The sequence below is a fragment of the Cellulosimicrobium sp. Marseille-Q4280 genome (assembly GCF_943181405.1).
Taxonomy (GTDB): domain Bacteria; phylum Actinomycetota; class Actinomycetes; order Actinomycetales; family Cellulomonadaceae; genus Cellulosimicrobium.
Genome location: NZ_CALPBY010000001.1, coordinates 638,397 through 658,687, shown reverse-complemented (window position 1 = coordinate 658,687; position 20,291 = coordinate 638,397). Strand labels below are relative to the sequence as shown.

22 protein-coding genes are annotated in these 20,291 nt (G+C 74.2%); 11 read left to right on the top strand and 11 right to left on the bottom strand.

The genetic code is table 11. The features are described 5' to 3' along the window. Positions 1-40 precede the first annotated feature (40 nt). The 4 genes from NFS20_RS02940 to NFS20_RS02925 all read right to left on the bottom strand — a co-directional run bounded on the left by NFS20_RS02940 (position 41) and on the right by NFS20_RS02925 (position 2,660). Positions 41-826 carry a hypothetical protein gene (locus NFS20_RS02940; protein ID WP_251150236.1) on the bottom strand — a complete coding sequence of 262 codons (786 nt, stop codon included), beginning with the start codon at positions 824-826 and terminating at the stop codon, positions 41-43. Then, positions 823-1,194: a PadR family transcriptional regulator gene (locus NFS20_RS02935; protein ID WP_502800768.1), complete on the bottom strand. Its 372-nt coding sequence runs from the start codon at positions 1,192-1,194 to the stop codon at positions 823-825. The genes NFS20_RS02940 and NFS20_RS02935 overlap by 4 nt, the downstream gene beginning before the upstream one ends. A gap of 96 nt (positions 1,195-1,290) precedes the next feature. After that, the gene (locus NFS20_RS02930) at positions 1,291-1,842 is read right to left on the bottom strand and encodes a dihydrofolate reductase (protein WP_251150235.1); all 552 of its coding nucleotides are present in this window, start codon (positions 1,840-1,842) and stop codon (positions 1,291-1,293) included. Next, positions 1,842-2,660 (bottom strand): thymidylate synthase, encoded by an 819-nt coding sequence (locus NFS20_RS02925; RefSeq protein ID WP_251150234.1) that lies wholly within the window; start codon positions 2,658-2,660, stop codon positions 1,842-1,844. The genes NFS20_RS02930 and NFS20_RS02925 overlap by 1 nt, the downstream gene beginning before the upstream one ends. A 121-nt stretch (positions 2,661-2,781) precedes the next feature. Here NFS20_RS02925 and NFS20_RS02920 point away from each other — a divergent pair, with 121 nt between their 5' ends. Then, a complete protein-coding gene (locus NFS20_RS02920) occupies positions 2,782-3,045 on the top strand; it encodes a GlsB/YeaQ/YmgE family stress response membrane protein (protein WP_251150233.1) in 264 nt (87 codons plus the stop codon). A gap of 76 nt (positions 3,046-3,121) precedes the next feature. Here NFS20_RS02920 and NFS20_RS02915 read toward each other — a convergent pair whose 3' ends face one another. The 4 genes from NFS20_RS02915 to NFS20_RS02900 form a co-directional block, all read right to left on the bottom strand. Further along, the gene (locus NFS20_RS02915; protein ID WP_251150232.1) at positions 3,122-3,844 is read right to left on the bottom strand and encodes an alpha/beta fold hydrolase; all 723 of its coding nucleotides are present in this window, start codon (positions 3,842-3,844) and stop codon (positions 3,122-3,124) included. Between the two features lie 83 nt (positions 3,845-3,927). Then, positions 3,928-4,884 carry an alpha/beta hydrolase gene (locus tag NFS20_RS02910; RefSeq protein WP_251150231.1) on the bottom strand — a complete coding sequence of 319 codons (957 nt, stop codon included), beginning with the start codon at positions 4,882-4,884 and terminating at the stop codon, positions 3,928-3,930. A 166-nt stretch (positions 4,885-5,050) separates the two neighbouring features. Continuing rightward, positions 5,051-6,055 carry an aldo/keto reductase gene (locus tag NFS20_RS02905; RefSeq protein ID WP_251150230.1) on the bottom strand — a complete coding sequence of 335 codons (1,005 nt, stop codon included), beginning with the start codon at positions 6,053-6,055 and terminating at the stop codon, positions 5,051-5,053. After that, a complete protein-coding gene (locus tag NFS20_RS02900) occupies positions 6,052-6,498 on the bottom strand; it encodes a MerR family transcriptional regulator (RefSeq protein ID WP_251150229.1) in 447 nt (148 codons plus the stop codon). Before NFS20_RS02900 ends, NFS20_RS02905 begins: the two co-directional genes overlap by 4 nt. Positions 6,499-6,654: 156 nt before the next feature. Here NFS20_RS02900 and NFS20_RS02895 point away from each other — a divergent pair, with 156 nt between their 5' ends. Continuing rightward, on the top strand, positions 6,655-8,082 hold the full coding sequence (locus NFS20_RS02895; RefSeq protein ID WP_251150228.1) for an NAD(P)/FAD-dependent oxidoreductase: 1,428 nt from the start codon (positions 6,655-6,657) through the stop codon (positions 8,080-8,082). Further along, positions 8,079-9,494 carry a DNA polymerase IV gene (locus NFS20_RS02890; RefSeq protein WP_251150227.1) on the top strand — a complete coding sequence of 472 codons (1,416 nt, stop codon included), beginning with the start codon at positions 8,079-8,081 and terminating at the stop codon, positions 9,492-9,494. Before NFS20_RS02895 ends, NFS20_RS02890 begins: the two co-directional genes overlap by 4 nt. Positions 9,495-9,553: 59 nt before the next feature. On the opposite strand, the gene NFS20_RS02885 is transcribed toward NFS20_RS02890, so the two are convergent. After that, positions 9,554-10,462 carry an RNA polymerase sigma-70 factor gene (locus NFS20_RS02885; RefSeq protein ID WP_251150226.1) on the bottom strand — a complete coding sequence of 303 codons (909 nt, stop codon included), beginning with the start codon at positions 10,460-10,462 and terminating at the stop codon, positions 9,554-9,556. Positions 10,463-10,516: 54 nt separating this feature from the next. Next, complete coding sequence (locus tag NFS20_RS02880; RefSeq protein WP_251150225.1) at positions 10,517-11,251, bottom strand: SDR family oxidoreductase; 735 nt, start codon at positions 11,249-11,251, stop codon at positions 10,517-10,519. A 197-nt stretch (positions 11,252-11,448) separates the two neighbouring features. Between NFS20_RS02880 and NFS20_RS02875 the strand changes: the two genes are divergently transcribed. The 3 genes from NFS20_RS02875 to NFS20_RS02865 all read left to right on the top strand — a co-directional run bounded on the left by NFS20_RS02875 (position 11,449) and on the right by NFS20_RS02865 (position 13,463). Further along, positions 11,449-11,967 (top strand): OsmC family protein, encoded by a 519-nt coding sequence (locus NFS20_RS02875; protein WP_251150224.1) that lies wholly within the window; start codon positions 11,449-11,451, stop codon positions 11,965-11,967. A 96-nt stretch (positions 11,968-12,063) separates the two neighbouring features. Then, on the top strand, positions 12,064-12,981 hold the full coding sequence (locus NFS20_RS02870) for a hypothetical protein (protein ID WP_251150223.1): 918 nt from the start codon (positions 12,064-12,066) through the stop codon (positions 12,979-12,981). Then, on the top strand, positions 12,978-13,463 hold the full coding sequence (locus tag NFS20_RS02865) for an SRPBCC family protein (protein WP_251150222.1): 486 nt from the start codon (positions 12,978-12,980) through the stop codon (positions 13,461-13,463). The genes NFS20_RS02870 and NFS20_RS02865 overlap by 4 nt, the downstream gene beginning before the upstream one ends. A 137-nt stretch (positions 13,464-13,600) precedes the next feature. On the opposite strand, the gene NFS20_RS02860 is transcribed toward NFS20_RS02865, so the two are convergent. Next, entirely contained in the window at positions 13,601-14,470 is an 870-nt protein-coding gene (locus NFS20_RS02860; RefSeq protein WP_251150221.1) for a PadR family transcriptional regulator, read from the bottom strand. Positions 14,471-14,766: 296 nt separating this feature from the next. Between NFS20_RS02860 and ddaH the strand changes: the two genes are divergently transcribed. From ddaH to NFS20_RS02835, 5 genes are all read left to right on the top strand, one after another. Next, complete coding sequence (ddaH, locus tag NFS20_RS02855) at positions 14,767-15,651, top strand: dimethylargininase (RefSeq protein WP_251150220.1); 885 nt, start codon at positions 14,767-14,769, stop codon at positions 15,649-15,651. After that, positions 15,648-16,943 carry an ornithine--oxo-acid transaminase gene (gene rocD / locus NFS20_RS02850; protein WP_251150219.1) on the top strand — a complete coding sequence of 432 codons (1,296 nt, stop codon included), beginning with the start codon at positions 15,648-15,650 and terminating at the stop codon, positions 16,941-16,943. The genes ddaH and rocD overlap by 4 nt, the downstream gene beginning before the upstream one ends. A gap of 10 nt (positions 16,944-16,953) precedes the next feature. Continuing rightward, positions 16,954-18,228, top strand: coding sequence for an aspartate aminotransferase type Ic (locus NFS20_RS02845; RefSeq protein WP_251150218.1), 1,275 nt, complete (start codon positions 16,954-16,956; stop codon positions 18,226-18,228). Between the two features lie 206 nt (positions 18,229-18,434). Continuing rightward, positions 18,435-19,436 carry an ATP-binding cassette domain-containing protein gene (locus NFS20_RS02840; RefSeq protein WP_251150217.1) on the top strand — a complete coding sequence of 334 codons (1,002 nt, stop codon included), beginning with the start codon at positions 18,435-18,437 and terminating at the stop codon, positions 19,434-19,436. Then, positions 19,436-20,284 (top strand): ABC transporter permease, encoded by an 849-nt coding sequence (locus NFS20_RS02835; RefSeq protein ID WP_251150216.1) that lies wholly within the window; start codon positions 19,436-19,438, stop codon positions 20,282-20,284. Before NFS20_RS02840 ends, NFS20_RS02835 begins: the two co-directional genes overlap by 1 nt. Positions 20,285-20,291: the final 7 nt, after the last annotated feature.

The following is a 20,291-nucleotide window of genomic DNA, read 5'->3' as shown; positions in this document are numbered from 1 at the left end:
CCGGCACCGGATCGCGGAGGACTGGCCGGGAGGCGAGGCGTCAGCCAGCGAGCCACCACAGGAGCAGACCGACGACGACCGTCCACGCCGGCACGAGCAGCACGCCGAGCAGCCGCACGCGCCCGTCGACGCGCCGACGCCGCGCCACGGCCCCCTCGTCCTGGAGCGGCGCCACGACGGGGTCGGCGTCGTCGGGTCGCCGTGCCCGAGCCAGCTCGACCACCACGCCGAGGACCAGGAGCGCCAGCCCGGCGGCGACCGTCACCGTGGCGGGCAGCACGACGAGCGTGCGCTGCAGCAGCAGGAGCGGGACGACGAGCGCCGCGGACGCCGCCCCGAACGCGAGCGTCCCCAGGACCGGGCGGCGGACGATCCCCCGGAGCACCGGCTCGGGCCGCCCCGCGAACAGCAGGAGGGCCGTCGCGGCGACCACGGCCGCGAGCGCCTGGCCGACGGTGATCTCGACGGCGCCCGCAGACGCCAGACCGGGGACGGACCAGAGCGTCAGGAACATTCCCGCGAGCTGCGCCAGGGTGGGCAGCACGCCCCGCACGGTCGCGGCGGGACGCTGCGCGGGGCTCGGCGGCAGTCCGAGCTCGCGCGCGTAGGCGATCGGGTCGCCGAACGCCTCCCGCGCGTCCTCACCGCTCTCGGCGCAGTGCGAGTCCACCTCGCCCAGCACCTCGCCGATCAGCTCACCGGCGACCCCCTGGATGCGCAGCTCGAGCAGCACCGCCTCGGTCCAGGCCGGGTCGACGTGCGGGGCCAGCTCCCGCTCCAGGGCGTACCGCCTGGCGCGACGACGGTCGCGGGTCGTGCTGCTCATACGAGCTCCTCCTCGGTCCGCGACGGGCGCGAGGCGCCGTCGGCGACGATCGTCGATGTCACGGTGGCGAACGCGTCCCAGAGCGCGGCCGAGCGCCGGAGCTCGTCGTGCCCCGCATCGGTCATCGCGTAGTACTTCCGCCCTGGCCCGCCGTCGCCCGCGCGCCACTCGGTGACGACCCACCCCGCGTCCTCGAGCCGCTTGAGCAGGGGGTAGAGCGTGCCGCCCTTGACGGGCCCGAGCCCGCGGTCGGCGAGCGTCGCCGCGATCGCGTACCCGTAGGTCGGGCCGTCGGCGAGCACGCGCAGCACGCACACCGCGAGGACGCCGCGCAGCCACTCGCTGGGCCACTCCGCATCATCGATCACCACTAGACCGTAGGCCAGACTAGATAGCGCGTCAACATAGTTGCGCGCGTGTGCGCCGTTCCCCTCAGGCCGCCGACGGTTCGGCGCCGGCCGAGGTCAGCCGCGGTCGTGCACGACGATGCGGTAGCGCAGGCCCGTGGACGACGTCGCCCACTCCCCCGCTTCCACGCACCATCCCGCCGGCACGGGCGGGGCGAACGTGTCTCCCTCGACGGCCGCGTCGATCTCGGTGACGACGCACCGGTCGGCCTGCTCGATCGTCGCCGCGTAGAGCTGGGCGCCACCCATGACCCACACCTCGCCGTCCGCGCCGGCGGCGGCGCGCGCCACGGCGAGGGCGTCGTCCACCGACCCGGCCACGCGCACCGGCGCGCCGACCGCTCCGAGCGACTGCCCGCCGTCGGCCACCGCGTCGTCCGGTGCCCAGCCGTCCTGGCGCGTGACGACCACGTTCGTCCGGCCCGGGAGCGGCCGGAACCGGGGCGGGAGCGACTCCCAGGTGCGCCGCCCCATGACCACCGGGTGGCCCGACGTGACGCGCTTGAAGTGCGCGAGGTCCTCCGGCAGGTGCCACGGCATGGTGCCGCCCGCGCCGATGACGGGCCGCCCGGCGGCGTCGCGCGCCTGGGCCCAGATCAGACCGAGCATCAGACCGCGATCGGGGCCTTGATCGTCGGGTGGTGCTGGTACCCGACGACCTCGATGTCCTCGTACTCGTACGCGTCGATCGAGTCGCGGGGCGCGAGGCGCAGCGTCGGGTACGGGTACGGGTCGCGCGTGAGCTGCTCGCGCACCTGCTCGACGTGGTTGTCGTAGATGTGCACGTCGCCGCCGGTCCACACGAAGTCGCCGACCTCGAGGCCGGTCTGCGCCGCGACCATGTGGACGAGCAGGGCGTACGAGGCGATGTTGAACGGCACGCCGAGGAACAGGTCGGCCGAACGCTGGTAGAGCTGGCACGAGAGCCGGCCGTCGGCGACGTAGAACTGGAAGAACGCGTGGCACGGCGGGAGGGCCATGGTCGAGAGCTCGGCCACGTTCCACGCCGAGACGATGTGCCGCCGCGAGTCGGGGTTGCTCCGGATCTGCTCGATCACCTGGGCGACCTGGTCGACGTGACGGCCGTCCGGCGTCGGCCACGAGCGCCACTGGACGCCGTAGACGGGGCCGAGCTCGCCGTCGGCGTCGGCCCACTCGTCCCAGATCGTCACGCCCTGCTCCTGCAGCCAGCGCACGTTCGAGTCGCCGCGCAAAAACCACAGCAGCTCGTACGCGATCGACTTCAGGTGCACGCGCTTGGTGGTGACCAGCGGGAAGCCCTGCGAGAGGTCGAAGCGGATCTGCCGGCCGAACACGCTCCGCGTGCCGGTCCCGGTCCGGTCACCCTTGGGCGTCCCGTTCTCCAGGACGTCACGCAGGAGGTCCTCGTAGGGCGTGGGGACGGCGGACGGAGAGTCGGTGGCCACGGCCGTCAGTCTAGGCGCGACGACACCGTCGGACGTTTCGACGTGCGAGGTCGCGCGACCTCTGCCAGAGTTCACGGTCGCAGGGGGAAAACTCACAGATCCGACGAAACGGAGATTTACCATGGGTTGGCTCGCCTACATCGTGCTCGGGCTCATCGCCGGACTCATCGCGCGCTTCGTCCTTCCTGGCAAGCAGACCAGCTCGCTGATCATCACGATCCTCCTGGGGATCCTCGGCGCCCTCCTCGGCGGATGGCTCGGCTCCGTGCTCTTCGGCACGAGCCTCGGCGACCTCGGCGACTTCCGGACCTGGCTCCTCGCCATCCTCGGGTCGCTCATCACGCTCGGCGTGTACGGCGCGCTCACCAAGCGCAGCCACGCCTGACCTCTCACGACCCTGCGGGCCTGGTGCCGTCCTCGGACGGCACCAGGCCCGCAGTCGTCCCCGGGCACGAGCGGCCTCAGGCAGCGGCCTCGCCCACGGCGCGGACGGCGTCGAGCACGACCTGTGCGACGGCGTCGGGCTGCGAGACCCCGAGCGCGTGCGATGCGCCGGGCACCTCGGTCGTGCCGCGCGAACCGGCTCGCTCGGCCACGAACCGCAGCACCTCGGCCGGGATGTTCCGGTCCTCGGCACCGTGGACGAACCACGACGGGACGGTCCGCCACGCCGGCTCGGCCGCGAGGGGCTCGTTCAGCGCCGCCGCGGTGACGGGCCTCTGGGCCACCGCCATGAGCGCGGCCGTCGCCTCGTCGACGTCGGCGACGAACTGCTGGTGGAACAGGTCCTGGCGGATCGTGAGCTCGGCACCCCCGTCCGACAGCGGCGTGGGCACGACGGCGTCACCGAGCGTGCTCCCGGGGAACTTCGCCGAGAGCTCGAACGCGCTCTCGCCCGTGTCGGGCGCGAACGCGCCGACGTAGACGAGGCCCGCGACGTTCGGCAGACCCGCCGCGCCCTGGGTGGCGACCATGCCGCCGTAGGAGTGCGCGACGACGACGACCGGGCCGTCGATCGCGGTGAGGACGTCGCGCAGGTACGCGGCGTCGCCGGACAGGGAGCGCAACGGGTTCGCGTTCGCGACGGCGGTCAGGCCGGCGGCGCGCAGCCGCTCGACGACGCCGTTCCAGCTCGAGGAGTCGGCGAAGGCGCCGTGGACGAGGACGACGGTGGGTGCGGACATGGGGTTCTCCAGAGGGTGTCGGTGCGGGACGTGCGGTGGGGAGGCGGACGGACGACGCCCGGCCGTGAGGTGCGACGAGCCGGTCAGCGGGTGCCGAGCGCCGTGCGCAGCGTGTCGATCGCCTGGGCGACGGCGCCGCTCGCGGCGGCGGTCGGGCGGATCGGGTTGAGCATCATGAAGTCGTGGAGGACGTGGTTGTAGCGCAGGCTCGTCACGCGCACATCTGCCTCGAGGAGCCGGCGCGCATACGCCTCGCCCTCGTCGCGCAGCACGTCGTTCTCGTCGACGACCACGAGCGCGGGCGGGAGCCCGGCGAGGTCGTCGAGGCTCGCGCGCAGGGGCGAGGCGGTGATGTCGGCGCGCGCGTCGACGTCGGGCTGGTAGCAGTCCCAGAACCACGCCATGGCCCGGGCGGTGAGGAACGGACCGTCGGCGAACTCGCGGTAGGAGCCGGTGTCCTGGCCCGCGTCGGTCACCGGGTAGTAGAGCGACTGGTGGACGAAGGTGACGTCGCCGCGCTGCTTGGCGAGGATCGCGAGGACGGTGGCCATGTTGCCGCCCACGGAGTCGCCCGCCACGGCGAGCCGCGACGCGTCGAGGCCGTGCGACGCGCCCTCGGTGGTGATCCACCGCGCGGTCGCGTACGCCTGCTCGACCGCGACGGGGTGCCGCGCCTCGGGCGAGCGGTCGTACTCGACGAAGGCGACGGCCGCGCGCGCCCCCACGGCGAGCTCGCGCACGAGGCGGTCGTGCGTGCCGGCGTTGCCGAGCACCCAGCCGCCGCCGTGCACGTACAGGACGACCGGCAGCGTTCCCGTCGAGCCGGCGGGCCGGACGATGCGCACGCCCACGTCGCCGACCTCGGCCGGGACGGTGCGCCACTCCTCGTCGACGTCGGGCATGTCGACGGGAGCGGACTGGACGTCGTCGAGCACCTTGCGGGCCCCCTCGGGCCCCAGCTCATAGAGGAAGGGAGGCTTCGAGGTCGCCTCGGCGAACTCCTGGGCCTGTGGTTCGAGGACGTGCTCGCTCATGCTCATGCTCGTGCTCCTTGCTCGGGAGGACGGTCCACGAGGGGCCGGGCGACCGGCGACGTGCCAGCCGTCACTGGTCACGACCGAGGCTGCCACCGTTCCGTGACACGCGCGCCCGAGCGTCTCGGACGGTGGGCGCGGACGTCGGGCACCGACGTCGGGCACGGACGCGTCAGCGGTCGTGACCGTCGGGCACCGGCGAGGAGTCGCGGTGGCCGGCCACGGCGGCCTCGGGCACCGCGTCGGCCAGGCGCCGCAGCGCATCGGCCGTGAGCCGGACGCGCACCGCCCCCGCGTTCTCCTCGAGCCGCTCGCGCCGGCGCGTGCCCGGGATCGGCACCGCCCCCTGCGCGACGACCCACGCGAGCGCCACCTGGGCCTCCGTCACGCCGTTCTCGGCCGCGATCTCGCGCACGCGGTCGGCGAGGCGGAGGTTCGCCGCGAACGCCTCGGGCTGGAACCGGGGCAGTCCGCGGCGTGCGTCGCCCGGCGCGAGGTCGTCGAGACTGCGGACGCTGCTCGTGAGGACGCCGCGGCCGAGCGGGGAGAACGCGACGAACCCGATGCCGAGCTCGTCCATGACCGCCTTCTCGCCGTTGCGCACGGCGTCGGGCGAGAAGAGCGACAGCTCGGACTGGACCGCCGCGAGCGGGTGGACCGCGTGCGCTCGGCGGATCGTGCCGGCCGACACCTCGGAGAGTCCGATGTGCCGGACCTTGCCGGCCGTCACGAGCTCTGCCATCGCCCCGACCGACTCCTCGATCGGCACGGCGGGGTCGGCGCGGTGCAGGTAGTAGAGGTCGATCACGTCGGTGCCGAGGTGTCGCAGCGAGCGGTCGGCCGCCCGACGGATGTACTCCGGCGTGCCGTTGCGGCCGTGGACCGTGCCGTCGTCGTCGGTCTCGGCCGACGCCTTGGTCGCGAGCACGACCTCGTCGCGGCGGTCCCCGAGCGCGCGGCCGACCAGCTTCTCGTTCTCGAACGGCCCGTAGGCCTCGGCGGTGTCGACGAACGTCACGCCGAGGTCGACCGCGCGCCGCAGGGTCGCGACCGCCTCCGCCTCGTCGGTCGGGCCGTAGTAGGCACTCATGCCCATGGCGCCGAGGCCGATGGCCGCGACGCGCAGCCCGTCGCCGAGCGGGACGGTGGGGACGGGTGTGCCGGTGCTGGTGGTCATCGGGTTCCTTCTTCCTGGAGCGTCGGTGGTTCGTCGGACGGGGCGGTCGCCACGCGGTAGGACGCGATCTTGGCGTCGAGCGCGGCGAGGTGGCGGCGCGTGCGCTCCAGCTCTGCGACCACGCGCTCGCGGTGCTGCTCGAGGACGGCGAGCCGCTCCACCTCGGTCCCGGCTCGGCGGCTGAGGTCGGCCATGACGCGGACGTCGGCGATCGACATCCCCGTCTCGCGGAGCATGACGAGGCCGGCGAGCCACGCGAGGTCGTGCTCGCCGTAGCGGCGGCGACCGCCGCCGTCGCGGGGTGCGGGGTCCAGCAGCAGGCCCTCCTTCTCGTAGTAGCGCAGGGTGTCGACGCTCAGGCCGACGGCGAGCGCGGCGTCCCCGATGGGGAGTCCCTCGGGCGGCACCTCGACGGGCGGAGCGGGGATCAGCAGGTCCGACATGCCTCGAGCACGCGACCTGGAGCGTGCTCCAGGTCAAGCCCCGAGGCGCATCGTCCGGACGTGACGTACGCCATGCCACGAGGACGTCACGAAAGCCCGCGCTGCGTGGTCGAGGGGGTGAGAGCGCGCAGAGGGCGCGACGCACAGGAGGCGGTCATGGAACGCATCGTCATCGTCGGCGGGGGCTACGCCGGGTTCACGGCGGCCCGAGAGCTCGAGAAGCACCTGCGGCGCGAGCTGCGCCGCGGCGACGTCGAGCTCGTCCTGGTCGACCCTCGTCCCTACATGACCTACCAGCCGTTCCTCCCGGAAGTGCTCGCCGGGTCCGTCGAGGCGCGGCACGCGGCCGTGGCCCACCGGAGCCACCTGCGCCGCACGCGGCTCGTCGACGGGTCGGTGACGCGCGTCGACCACGCGCACCGCGTCGTGCGCGTCCGGCCACCGTCGGGCGAGGAGTACGCGCTCGCCTACGACACGGTCGTCGTCACGGCCGGCGCCGTGACCCGCGTCTTCCCCGTCCCCGGCGTCGGCGAGCACGCGATCGGCATGAAGCACGTCGAGGAGGCCGTCGCGATCCGCGACCAGCTCCTCACGTCCTTCGACCGCGCCGCGAGCATGCCCGCCGGGCCGGAGCGGGAGCGGCTGCTCACCGCGACGTTCGTCGGCGGCGGCTTCTCCGGCGTCGAGGGGTTCGCCGAGCTCCTGTCGCTCGCGCACGACCTGCTGCGCGTCTACCCCGAGATCGACGCGTCGGAGCTGCACTTCCACCTCGTCGAGCGCAACGACCGGATCCTGCCGGAGGTGACCGAGCGCCCGGGCCGCTGGGTCGTGCGGCAGCTCGAGCGGCGCGGCGCGCACGTGCACCTCGGGTCCGGTCTCGAGTCCGCCGAGGGCGGCGTCGTGACGCTCTCGACCGGTGAGTCGTTCCCCTCCGGCCTGCTCGTGTGGACCGCGGGCAACGCGGCGAACCCCGTCGTCGCGACGCACACCGACCTGCCCGTCGACGCGCGCGGCTACGTCGTGGTGCGCCCCGACCTGCGGGTGGGCACGGACGACGCGCCGGTCGACGACGCGTGGTCCGCGGGCGACGGCGCCGCCGTGCCCGACCTCGCCGTGCCGCGACCGGGCGCGCTCACCGTGCCGAACGCTCAGCACGCGGTCCGGCAGGGCCGGCGTCTCGCGCGCAACCTCGTCGCCGCCCGCCGCGGGCGGGCCACCCGCCCCTACGTGCACGGCAGCCTCGGCGTCGTGGCGACGCTCGGCCTCGGCTCCGGCATCTTCCAGTACCGACGGCTCGTGGTGCGCGGCCCGTTGGCCTGGCTCATGCACCGGGGCTACCACGTCCTCGCGATCCCCACGTGGGAGCGCAAGGTCCGCGTGCTGGCCGTGTGGCTCACGGCGGGACTGTTCGGTCGCGACGTCGTCTCGCTCACCTCGGTGCAGCGGCCTCGCGCCGCGTTCGTGGCCGCCGCGCCGAGCGGGTCGGCGGAGGCTCCAAGGACCGAGACGAACGCCGTCGTCGAGACCGGGCGGGAGGACGCTCTCATCCGGGTGTCGGAGGGACACGGCACAGTGGTGCGGTGAACCTCGCCCACGTGCCGCTCGCTCCGGTGCTGCGCACCCGTGCGACGATCGCGCACCTGGACGCCGACGCGTTCTTCGCGAGCGTCGAGCAGCACCAGCGCCCGTCGCTGCGCGGTCGCCCCGTGCTCGTCGGCGGGGTCGGTCCGCGCAGCGTCGTCGCGACGGCGTCGTACGAGGCGCGCCGGTTCGGCGCGCGCTCGGCGATGCCCATGGAGCTGGCGCGCCGGCTGTGCCCGTCGTCCACCGTGGTCGTCGTGCCGCGGTTCGCCGCGTACGCGGCCTACTCCGACCGGATCATGGCGGCGCTGCGCGAGGTCACGGAGCTGGTGGAACCGGTCAGCATCGACGAGGCGTTCGCGGACCTCGATGCCGCGGCCGGGCCGGGTACGGATCTCGCGGAGCTCGCACTGAGGATCCGGGAGCGGGCACGCGAGCTGAGCGGGCTGTCGGTCTCGATCGGGCTCGGCCGGTCGAAGCTCGTCGCGAAGCTCGCGTCAGAGGATGCCAAGCCCGGCGGGGTGCGGGTCGTGGACCCGGACGACGAGGACGACTTCCTGCTCGCGATGCCGGTGCGGGCCCTCTCGGGTGTCGGCCCGGTCTCCGCGGCGCGCCTCGACGAGCTCGGCGTGCGCACCGTGGCCGACCTGCGGCGACAACCGCTCGACACCCTCGTCGCGATCGGCGGGGAGTCCGGCGGCACGAACCTGTACCGGATCGCGCGCGGCTGGGACGACCGTCCGGTGACGACGGTGCGCGAGCGCAAGTCCGCCGGCGCGGAGCACACGTTCGACGCCGACCTGCACGGACGTGCCGCGATCAGCGGGGCGCTGGACCGCGTCGTCGACTCCGCGCTCGCCCGCCTGGAGCGGCACGCCGTCGCGGCACGCACCGTCGTGGTCAAGGTCCGCCTCTCGTCGTTCACGACGCTGACCCGGTCGGTGACGCTGCCGCGCCCGACGTCGGACGAGGGCGCGCTGCGGTCCGCGGCGCACCGCGCACTGGCGCTCGCGGACGTCACCGAGCCCGTGCGGCTGCTCGGCACCTCGTTCCACGCCCTGTCCGAGCACGCGCAGCTCATGCTGCCCCTCGACGACGACGTGGTGGTCGCCGACGAGCAGCCCGTGCCGGACGCCGCCGGACCGCCGCCCCCACCGGTCCCGGCCGGGCCGGTGCGCGCGACGGCGGCCGTCGTCGCGCCCGGGCTGGACGTGCAGACCGAGGCGGACGGTCGTGGCTGGGTCGTGCGGGTCGGCGACGACGGGCGCGTCGCCGTGCGCTTCGAGACCGCGCACACCGGGCCCGGCTACCAGCGCTGGGTCGATCCCGAGGCCGAGGAGCTGGTCCTCGTGGCCCCGCTCGGCCCCGATGGCGAGCCCGCGCTCCTCGCGGAGCCCGACGACACCGAGCGCTGACGGTGGCGCGCCGTCGCCGACCGACGTGCACCCCCACGTCCACGACCGGACCTGGTCGGTCAGGCCGCAGCCGCGAAGCCGCCGAGCTTGTCGGGGTTGACCTGGACGAACACGTGCTCGATGCCCCGCGCGGTCACCTCGAGCGACACGAGCGCGAACGGCGCGTCGTCGATCCGCACGAGCAGCGCGGGCAGCCCGTTGGCCTCGACGACGCGCACGTCAGCGTCGGCCCAGTTCTTGCGCCACACGTTGTCGAAGAACAGGGACACGCGGGCGACGCCGTGGAGCTCGACGCGCGACGCGTGCACCTTCCCGCCGCCGTCGGGGCGGGCGACCACGTCGTCGGCGAGGAACCGCTCGAAGCGCGAGAGGTCGCCGTCGTGCGCGGCCGCGACGAACTCGTCGAGGAGGCGGCGGTGCTCGCCGGGATCCACCGGGACGGCCTCGCGGCGGCCGAGCCGCTCGCGCGAGCGGCGTGCGAGCTGGCGGGCGTTCGCCTCGGTCATGTCGAGGATCTCGGCGACGCGGCGGTACGGGTACCCGAACGCCTCGCGCAGCACGTAGACCGCACGCTCCACGGGCGTGAGCCGCTCGAGGAGCACGAGGGTCGCGATCTCCAGCGCCTCGGCGCGCTCCGCGCCGAGCGCGGGGTCGTCGGACGTGTCGACGGGCTCGGGGAGCCACGGCCCCACGTACGTCTCGCGGCGAGCCCGGGCCGACGTCGCCGCGTTGATCGCCAGGCGCGTGACCGTCGTGGTGAGGAACGCGGTCGGGTTGCGCACCACCTCGCGGTCCGTGCCCTGCCAGCGGATCCAGGCTTCCTGCACGACGTCCTCCGCCTCGGGGACGCTGCCGAGCATGCGGTAGGCGATGCCGAAGAGCTGGGGGCGCGCCTCGAGGAACGCGTCGAGCGCCCCGGGATCCTCCTGGGCCCCGGGGCGCTCGACCGTGCCCGGTCCTGACGTCATGCCGTCACGGTACGACGGCGACGCACCGCGCGTCTGCCATTCGCGGCACTCCGGTCACGCGGCGTGCTGGGCGAACGTGATCCCGCCGCGCAGCGACTCGCCCTGCGGGACGATCGAGTCCTCGACCAGCCGCGTCCCGAAGTAGGTGGCCTCAGGGTCCGCGACGACCTCCCGGTCGTCCCCCTGAGCCGCGAGCGCCGACCGGATGAACTCGTCGAACCGCAGCCGTTCCGGGCCCGCGAGCTCGACCAGGCCGTCGAGCGGCGCTCCCGTCGCGACGTCGGCGACCGTGCGGGCGACGTCGGCCGACGCCACGGGCTGGAAGGCCACCGGGGGGATCCGCACGACCCCGTCCGCGGTCGCGCCGTCCGCGATGGACCGCGCGAACTCGAAGAACTGCGTCGCCCGCACGACCGACCACCCACGTCCCGACCCGCGGACGAGGTCCTCCTGCGCGACCTTCGCCCGCAGGTAGCCCGCGTCCGTCCGGTCGGTGCCGACGATCGACAGGATCACGTGGTGACCGACCCCGGCGCGCTCCTCGGCGTCGAGCAGCGTGCGCGTCGACGTCGTGAAGAACCGCATCACGTCGTCGTCCGCGAACGACGGCGAGTTCGACACGTCGACCACGACGTCGGCGCCCGCGAGCGCCTCGTCCACCCCCGCGCCGGTCAGCGTGTCCACGCCCGTGCTCGGCGCGGCGACCACCGCCTCGTGCCCGGCGTCCCGCAGCCGTGCGACGACCTGGCTCCCGACGAGCCCCGTTCCTCCGACGACGACGATCCTCATGACGTTCTCCTCTCGGCGCGCGGCGCTCTGCCGCCTGCCACCCTCCTGACCGACCAGCGGGCGGCGTCGTGACACCCGGGCGTCGTGACGGCAGGTCGAGGCGCGAACCCGTGCGGGGAATCGCCGACGTCTCCCGCACGTTCCTCGGAGGGCGGACCGTCCGGCCGCCACGGACCGAGGAGTGCGAGGATCGACGCATGACGACCCAGCCTGCCGAGAGCACCCTGAACTCCGCCGACGAGGCGGAGCGCGACGTCCCCGCGGCGTCGCCCGCACCGACCGACCCCCTGTGGGTCGAGCGCACGGGCGACCGCACGTACACCGGGCACTCGGCGCGCGGCGCGCAGGTCTCGATCGGCCCGGCGAGCGAGGGCGCGGTGTTCACGCCGGGCGAGCTGCTGAAGATCGCGCTCGCTGCGTGCGCCGGCATGAGCACGGACCGGACGTTCGCGCGCCGGCTCGGCGACGACTACCAGGTGACGATCCACGTCGAGGGCGCCAAGCTCGTCGAGGAGGACCGCTACCCGAAGATCACGGGCACGTACGACATCGACCTGACCTCGCTCGACGACGACGCGCGCGACCGCCTGGTCACCGTCGCCGCGCGAGCGATCGACAAGGCGTGCACCGTAGGACGGACGGTCAAGGCGGGAGCCGAGGTCGAGTACCTCTTCCAGCCGGAGGGCGCCGGTCGCGAGGTCGAGACGCAGGCCTGACCGGACCGCAGGGCTGACCGGGACGCAGGGCTGACCGGGACGCACGGACGACCAGACGGGACGGATGACCGGACCGCACGGATGACGGGAGACGCGATGGCGCACCACCAGGACCCCTCGAGGACCCCGACGCCGTACGGCGGTGCCCCGGACTACGGGACGCCGCCGGCCACGCGCGACCCGGACGACGTCGCGACCCAGGACGCCGTCGAGTGGGCCGCGTACCGGCCGACCCCGCTGCTCGACGCCGCGCTCGACAAGGCCGTGACGATCCCGTCGCAGGTGATCCGCGCGCACGTCGACTCGGTGCGCCGTCGGAACCCGGAGGCGGGGCCTGCCGAGGTCATCCGCATCCTCGAGCGGGAGTACCTGCTCGTCATCCAGGCCGCCGGAGGCGCGGTCGGTGCCGCGGCGGGCTTTCCGGCGGTCGGCACCGGCGTGGGCCTCGTCCTCACCTCGAGCGACATCGCGACGTTCTTCGCGTCGTCGGCGGCGTTCTCGCTCGCCGTCGCCGACGTGCACGGGATCGCCGTCGACGACGTCGCCCGGCGCCGGGCGCTCCTGCTCGCCTCGGTCCTCGGCGAGAAGGGCGCGCGCGACGTCGAGAAGGCCGCTCAGGGCTCGGGCCTCGCCTGGGGCAAGGTGCTGCTGACCCGGATGCCCGCCGGGACGCTCGTCAAGGTCAACAAGGCCCTGGGCAACCGCTTCCTGCGCACGCAGCTCGCGAAGCAGTCCGGGCTCGCCCTCGGCAGGCTGGTGCCGTTCGGCATCGGCGCGGTCGTCGGGGTCGTGGGAGCGCGCGCCCTGGGGCACGGCGTCGTCGCGCAGTCGCGCCGGGCGTTCGGCCCGCCGCCGTCGACGTTCGGGCGGATCCTCGAAGTCGTCGAGGCACCGACAGAGGACGCCAGGCCGACCCTGGTCCCCGTTCCCGAGGACGCCTCGCCGTCACGCGGACGACGCCGGTTCCTGCCGGGGCGTCGTCGCCGGCAGGACCCGACGCGAGACGCCGGGTGACGTCCCACCGGGTCGCGGTCGGCCGCGAGATGCCCGTGGACGCGACGGTCGCGTTCGCCTGGGTCGCCGACCCGCGCACGCACCCCCGCTTCATCCCCCTGACGCGGATGGCGACGCCGGCCGGGCGCGGTCCGGAGGTCGGCGACCGGTTCGCGATGGTCAGCGGGCCGTTCGTCGGTCGCGGCGCGCGCGGCGTCGTCGACCGGATGGTCGTGACGTCGCTGGAGCGGCCGTCGACCGCCGCCGGCCGGACCGGGCGCACGAGCGTCCGCAAGGAAGGGCCCGTGCTGCTCGGCGACGCAGGGTTCGACGTCGAGCCGCTCGGCGCCGGACGCTGCCGCGTCGTGTGGTGGGAGGACGCGTACCTCGCCGGCCCGCTCCCCCGGGCCGTGACGGGACCGCTCGTCGGCCTCGTGCTGCGCTGGATGCTCCACGCGTCGCTGCGCCGGCTGGAGACGCGGCTCACCGCACGGCACGGCTGACCTGGCCCTCTCAGCGGACCGTCGGCCCCCGTTCCCGCAGCGCGCCGCCGACGCAGACGCCGAACCCCGGGTTGCGCCTCGATCAGCTGTCTGATCGGGGCGCAACCCGGGGTTCGGCGTGGCTGGTGACCGGTGCCTCAGACGGTGGGCTCGTCGCCCGTGCCCGACGGCGAGTCCTCCGCCACGGGCGCGTCCTGCACGTCCGCGGGGGCGTCCGACGGCGTCGGGCCGGCGAGGACCAGGTAGAGGTCTCGGCGCGTGCGCTCGAGCAGCTCGGCCGCGGCCTTCGCCTGCTCGTCGGTGCCCGTGCGGGCGACCTGGTGGACGGCGGCCGCGACGGCCTCGACGCCGGCCCGCAGCGCGTGGCGCGAGCGCCCGCCGCGACCGGCGGCCTCGGCGAACGGGTCGCCGAGCGTGTCCGCCTGCTCGGTGACGACGGCGCGTCCCGCCTCGGTGAGCGAGGCGAGCCGGCGCCCGCCCTCGGCGGAGAGCTCCACGAGCCCTTCGTCCTGGAGCAGGTTGAGCGCCGGGTAGACGGCACCGGGGCTCGGGCGCCACTGGCCCTCGCTCCGGTCGCCGATCTCCTGGATCAGCTGGTAGCCGTGCATCGGCTGGTCGGCGAGGAGCAGGAGGATCGCGGCGCGGACGTCGCCGCGGCCTGCACGGCGCGGCCCGCGGCCGCGGTGGCCACCTCGGTGCCCGCCAGGGCCGAAGCCCGGCCCGAACCCGGGGCCGAAGGCCGGGCCACCGCGCCTCTCGGGACCGCCGAAGCCGCGGCCCTCGGGACCGCGCGGGTCTTCCGCCGGGCCGCCGAAGCCGCCGGGCCCGCGGCGAGCGCCGCCCCGACCACGGCCGGAGGGTGCGTCGCCGCGGAACCAGGCCGCGTCGTCGGGCACGGACGGGAAGCCGTCGCGACGGCGACGCCGCGGGCCGCGCCCGCCGAGGTCGCCGGAGGGCTGGGACAGGTTCTCGGGGTGACGACCCCGGTTCTGGTGTGCGTAGCTCATGGAGTTTCTCCTGGGTGAGGGTGTCTGGAGGGCCCGGGCGTGTGCCCAGGGCCAACGCCCGGGCGACGTGTCGTCGCCGCGGGCGGTGGTCGCGAGTCGCATCGAGTGGCTCAGCGATACGCTAACGATATATCGACAGACTATCGTCGTCAACCCTCCGCGAGAAGCGCGCGGCGCCGGGCCACCGGCCACCGCCGGACGTACGCTGGCAGCCAGCACGTCACCCGGCCGGACACCCACCGCCCGGGTCACCCCGGGCCACCACCCCGCGGCCCGGTCTCAGCGAGGAGGCGGCGATGCACGCAGACCACCCCCGGCGATACCTCATGTGCCGGCCGACCTACTTCACGGTCAGCTACGAGATCAACCCCTGGATGGACCGCAGCAGGCCGGTCGACACGCCGCTCGCCGTCGCCCAGTGGGAGCGCCTGCGCGACACCTACCGCGACCTCGGGCACACCGTCGAGACGATCGACCCCGTCCCCGGGCTGCCCGACATGGTCTACGCGGCGAACGGCGCGACCGTCGTCGACGGTCTCGTCTACTCCGCCCGGTTCCTCCACCCGGAGCGCGCCGCCGAGGGCCCCGCCTACCTCAAGTGGTTCGCCGACCACGGGTTCGTCACCCACCTCGCGGAGCAGGTCAACGAGGGCGAGGGCGACCTGCTCGTCGCGGGCGACGTCGTCCTCGCCGGCACCGGGTTCCGCACCGACCGCGCCGCGCACGCCGAGGCCGCCGCCCTCTGGGGGCGCGAGGTCGTCACGCTCGAGCTCGTCGACCCGCGCTTCTACCACCTCGACACCGCCCTCACGGTCCTGCGGGGCAACCAGGGCGGCCCCGTGCCCGACGGCGGGGCTCACCCCGCGCTCGTCGGCCCACCCGCCGTCGACGTCACCTACTACCCCGACGCCTTCTCGCCCGCCGCGCAGGAGATCCTGCGCGAGCGCTTCCCCGACGCGCTCCTCGCGACGGAGGAGGACGCCGTCGTCCTCGGGCTCAACGCCGTGAGCGACGGGACGCACGTCGTGCACAACCCGCGCGCCGAGCACCTCGCGGGAGCGCTGCGCGAGCGCGGCTACGAACCGCTCGGCGTCGACACGTCGGAGCTGCTGCGCGGGGGCGGTGGCGCCAAGTGCTGCACGCTCGAGATGCGCGGGCTCCGTGCCGGCGGTGCCGCATGACCGCGCAGGACGTGCGCCCCTCGACGCCACACCCGGCCACGCCCGCCCCCGGCGTGCCCGGCACTCTCGCGCACAACTACCACCCGCTCCCCGTGACGATCGCGACCGCCGAGGGGGCGTGGGTCACGGACACGGGCGGGCGCCGCTACCTCGACCTGCTCGCCGGGTACTCCGCGCTCAACTTCGGTCACCGGCACCCGGCGCTGGTCGACGCCGCGACGCGCCAGCTCGGGCGCGTCACCCTCACGTCGCGCGCGTTCGACCACGACCTGCTGCTCCCGTTCGCCGACGCCCTCGCGGCGCTCGTCGGTCCGCTCACGACGGGCGGCGCTCCGACGGGCGGCGCGGACCACGGTCCCGGCACCGCCGTGCTGCCGATGAACACCGGCGCCGAGGCCGTCGAGACGGCGATCAAGACCGCGCGCAAGTGGGGCTATGACGTCCGCGGGATCGCGCCGGGCGAGGCGACGATCGTCGTCGCGTCGGGCAACTTCCACGGCCGCACGACGACGATCGTGTCCTTCTCCGACGACCCCGACGCGCGCGACGGGTTCGGCCCGTACACGCCGGGCTTCCGCGTCGTGCCGTTCGGCGACGTCGACGCCGTGGCCGCGGCGATCGACGACACGACCGTCGCGGTGCTCATGGAGCCGATCCAGGGCGAGTCGGGGGTCGTGGTGCCGCCGGACGGGTTCTGGCCCGCGCTGCGTGCGCTCACGGCCGATCGGGACGTGCTGCTCGTGGCCGACGAGATCCAGTCCGGCCTCGGGCGCACCGGGACGACGCTCGCGTGCGAGCTGTGGGGTGTCCGGCCCGACCTCGTGACGCTCGGCAAGGCGCTGGGCGGCGGGATCCTCCCGGTCTCCGCGGTCGTGGGCCGCCGCGACGTGCTCGACGTCCTCACGCCGGGGACGCACGGCAGCACGTTCGGCGGCAACCCGCTCGCGTGCGCCGTCGGGATCGCCGTCGTCGACCTGCTGCGCTCCGGCGAGCCGCAGGCCGCGGCCCGGTCGCTGGGGTCGGCGTTCCACGCGCGCCTCGCCGGGCTCGTGGGCGCCGGGCTGCTCGACGGCGTCCGCGGCGTCGGGCTGTGGGCCGGGCTCGATCTCGACCCGGCGCGCGGGACCGGCCGCGACCTGTGCGAGGCGCTGCTCGCGCGCGGGGTGCTGGCCAAGGACACGCACGGCTCGACCATCCGGCTCGCGCCCCCGCTGACCATCTCCGCCGACGACCTCGAGACCGGGCTGTCCGCGCTGGAGAATGCCCTGACGGGGCTCGCCGACGATCGGTAGAGTCCGGAGCGTGACCACCGCGCACCCCGCCCCCTCCGCCCTCGCCGCGTCCCTCGACGACCTGCGCCGCGCCTACGCGGACCTGCAGGCGCTCGGGCTGACGCTGGACCTCACGCGCGGCAAGCCGTCCGCCGAGCAGCTCGACCTGTCCGAGGCGCTGCTCGCCCTGCCCGGCGAGGGAGTGCACACGGACGCCGACGGCACGGACGTGCGCAACTACGGCGGCCTCGACGGGCTCCCGCAGCTCCGGCGCATCTTCGCCGAGCTGCTCGGCGTCCCGGTGGACCAGCTCCTCGCGGGCGGCAACGCGAGCCTCACGATGATGTACGACACGCTCGCCGACGCGACGCTGTTCGGCGTCCCCGGGTCCGAGCGACCGTGGAGCCGCGAGGAGCGCGTGCGCTGGATCTGCCCGGTGCCCGGCTACGACCGCCACTTCTCGGTGTGCGAGGCGCTCGGCATCGAGATGGTCACGGTGCCCATGACGGCGGACGGCCCGGACGCCGAGGCCGTCGCCGCGCTCGTCGCCGACGACCCGAGCATCAAGGGCATGTGGGTCGTGCCGACGTACGCGAACCCGGACGGCTCGGTCGTGACGGACGAGGTCGCGCGCCGGCTCGTGTCGATGCCGACGGCCGCACCGGACTTCCGGATCCTCTGGGACAACGCGTACGCGCTGCACCACCTCACGCAGGACGAGGTGACGACCGTCGACGCGATCGGTCTCGCCGCGGAGGCGGGCAACCCCGACCGCGTCGTGCTGTTCGCGTCGACGTCGAAGATCACGTTCGCGGGTGCGGGCGTCGCGTTCCTCGCGTCGTCGCCGGCCAACGTCGCGTGGGTCCGGAAGAACCTGTCGTCGCGGTCCATCGGCCCGGACAAGGTCAACCAGCTCCGGCACGCGCTGTTCTTCGGCGACGCGGAGGGCGTGCGCGAGCACATGCGCAGGCACCGCGACATCCTCGCGCCGAAGTTCGAGGCCGTGACCGGCATCCTCGCCGAGCGGCTGGGGCCGTGGGACGTCGCGTCGTGGACCGAGCCGAAGGGCGGCTACTTCGTGAGCCTCGAGGTGCGGCCCGGCACCGCGTCGCGCGTCGTCGAGCTCGCGAAGGCCGCGGGCATCGCGCTCACGCCGGCCGGCGCCGCCTACCCGTACGGCAAGGACCCGCAGGACACGGTGCTGCGCCTCGCGCCGTCCCTGCCCCCGCTCGAGGAGGTCCGCGTCGCGATGGACGGCGTCGCCACGTGCGTCCTGCTCGCCGCCGCGGAGCAGGCCGCGAAGTAGTACCGCGGTCTTGCCCGACGGCGCGTGGTCGCTCTGGGTGTCGGGGTGGGCGGGGTACGACCTCGGCAGCTGACAGATCTCACTGGACCGCGTCGGACGCTCGGCGCACGATGGGTGGGTGCACCGATGAGTTCCGCCGGACGGCCCGGTCGGAGCGTGGGTGGTGGGACCGCCCGGGTGCCGCCACGTGCGACCCGAGGAGGGACATGAGCTCGTCGACCGGTGACCTCGCCGTCGAGGCGAGAGGTCTCGTCAAGCACTTCACGTCCAAGAAGTCGGTGACCAAGGCGGTCGACGGCATCGACCTGTCGGTCCCCGAGGGCACCGTTCTCGGGGTGCTCGGCCCGAACGGGGCCGGGAAGACGACCGCCGTCCGCATGCTCGCGACGCTGCTCCAGCCCGACGCCGGGACGGCGACCGTCCTGGGCCACGACGTGGTGCGCGACGCCGACAAGGTGCGCTCCGTCGTCGGGCTCACGGGGCAGTACGCCTCGGTGGACGAGGACCTGACGGGGACCGAGAACCTCGTGATGCTCGCGCGGCTCTACGGATTCCTCGGCGGGACGGCGCGCCGCCGCTCGGCGGACCTGCTCGAGGCGTTCGGCCTCGGCGACGCGGGTGACCGCCAGGTCAAGACCTACTCGGGCGGCATGCGCCGCCGCATCGACCTCGCCGCGAGCCTCGTGATGAGCCCGCGCGTCCTGTTCCTCGACGAGCCGACGACGGGCCTCGACCCGCGCAGCCGCAACCAGGTGTGGGACATCGTGCGCGTGCTCGTGGCCGACGGCGCGACCGTCCTCCTCACCACGCAGTACCTCGAGGAGGCGGACCAGCTCGCCGACAAGATCGCGGTCATCGACCACGGCAAGGTCATCGCGGAGGGCACCGCGACCGAGCTGAAGCGCTCGGTGGGCGAGGGCGCGGTGCACGTGCGGCTCGCCGACTCCGCGCAGCGCACTCGCGCGGCCGAGATCGTGGGCGCCGTGCTGGGCACCGACGTCTCCCTCGCCAACGACCCCTACGCCTTCTCGGCCCGCGTGCCCGACGACGGCGCCACCTCGGTCGCGGACCTCCTGCCCGCGCTGGGCGACGCGGGCATCGCGGTTCCCGAGTTCACGCTGGGGCAGCCGAGCCTCGACGAGGTGTTCCTCGCCCTGACCGGCCAGCCGGTCGACGAACCCGACGAGCAGATCGAGGAGGTGGCCTGATGGCGACCGAGCCCACCACTGCCGCGGAGCTGCGCGCTCCCGAGGCGAGCGCCCTGCGTGAGGCCGTCGCGCTCGAGCACCGCCCGAGCCGGCCCTCCCCTGTCTCGGCGACCTTCACCTACACGTGGCGTGCGCTGCTCAAGATCAAGCACGTCCCGGAGCAGCTGTTCGACGTCACCGTGTCGCCGATCATCTTCACGCTCATGTTCACGTACCTGTTCGGCGGTGCGCTCGCGGGCGACGTGCAGAGCTACCTGCAGTTCCTGCTCCCGGGCATCCTCGTGCAGGCCGTGCTGTTCACGACGATCTACACGGGCTACACGATGAACACCGACATCTCGAAGGGCGTCTTCGACCGGTTCCGCTCGCTGCCCGTGTGGCGCCCGGCACCGATCGTCGGCGCGCTGCTCGGCGACACCGTCCGCTACACCATCGCGTCGGTGGTCACGCTCGCGCTCGGGCTCGTCCTCGGGTTCCGCCCGCCGGGCGGTGTGGTCGGGGTCGTGCTCGGCATCCTGCTGCTGCTCGTGTTCTCGTTCGCGCTGAGCTGGGTCTTCACGGCCCTCGGCCTCGTGCTGCGCTCGCCGAACGCGGTCATGGGGACGTCGATGCTCGTGCTCATGCCGCTGACGTTCGCGTCGAACATCTTCGTCGACCCGTCGACCATGCCGGTGGTCCTGCAGCGCTTCGTCGAGATCAACCCGGTGACGCACCTCGTCACGGCCGTCCGCAGCCTCATGGCGGGCGAGCCCGACCTCGACGGCATCATGTGGGTGCTCGTGGCGTCGGTCGTCCTCACCGCGGTCCTCGCCCCGATCACGATGCGTCTGTACCGCAACCGCAGCTGAGGTCCGG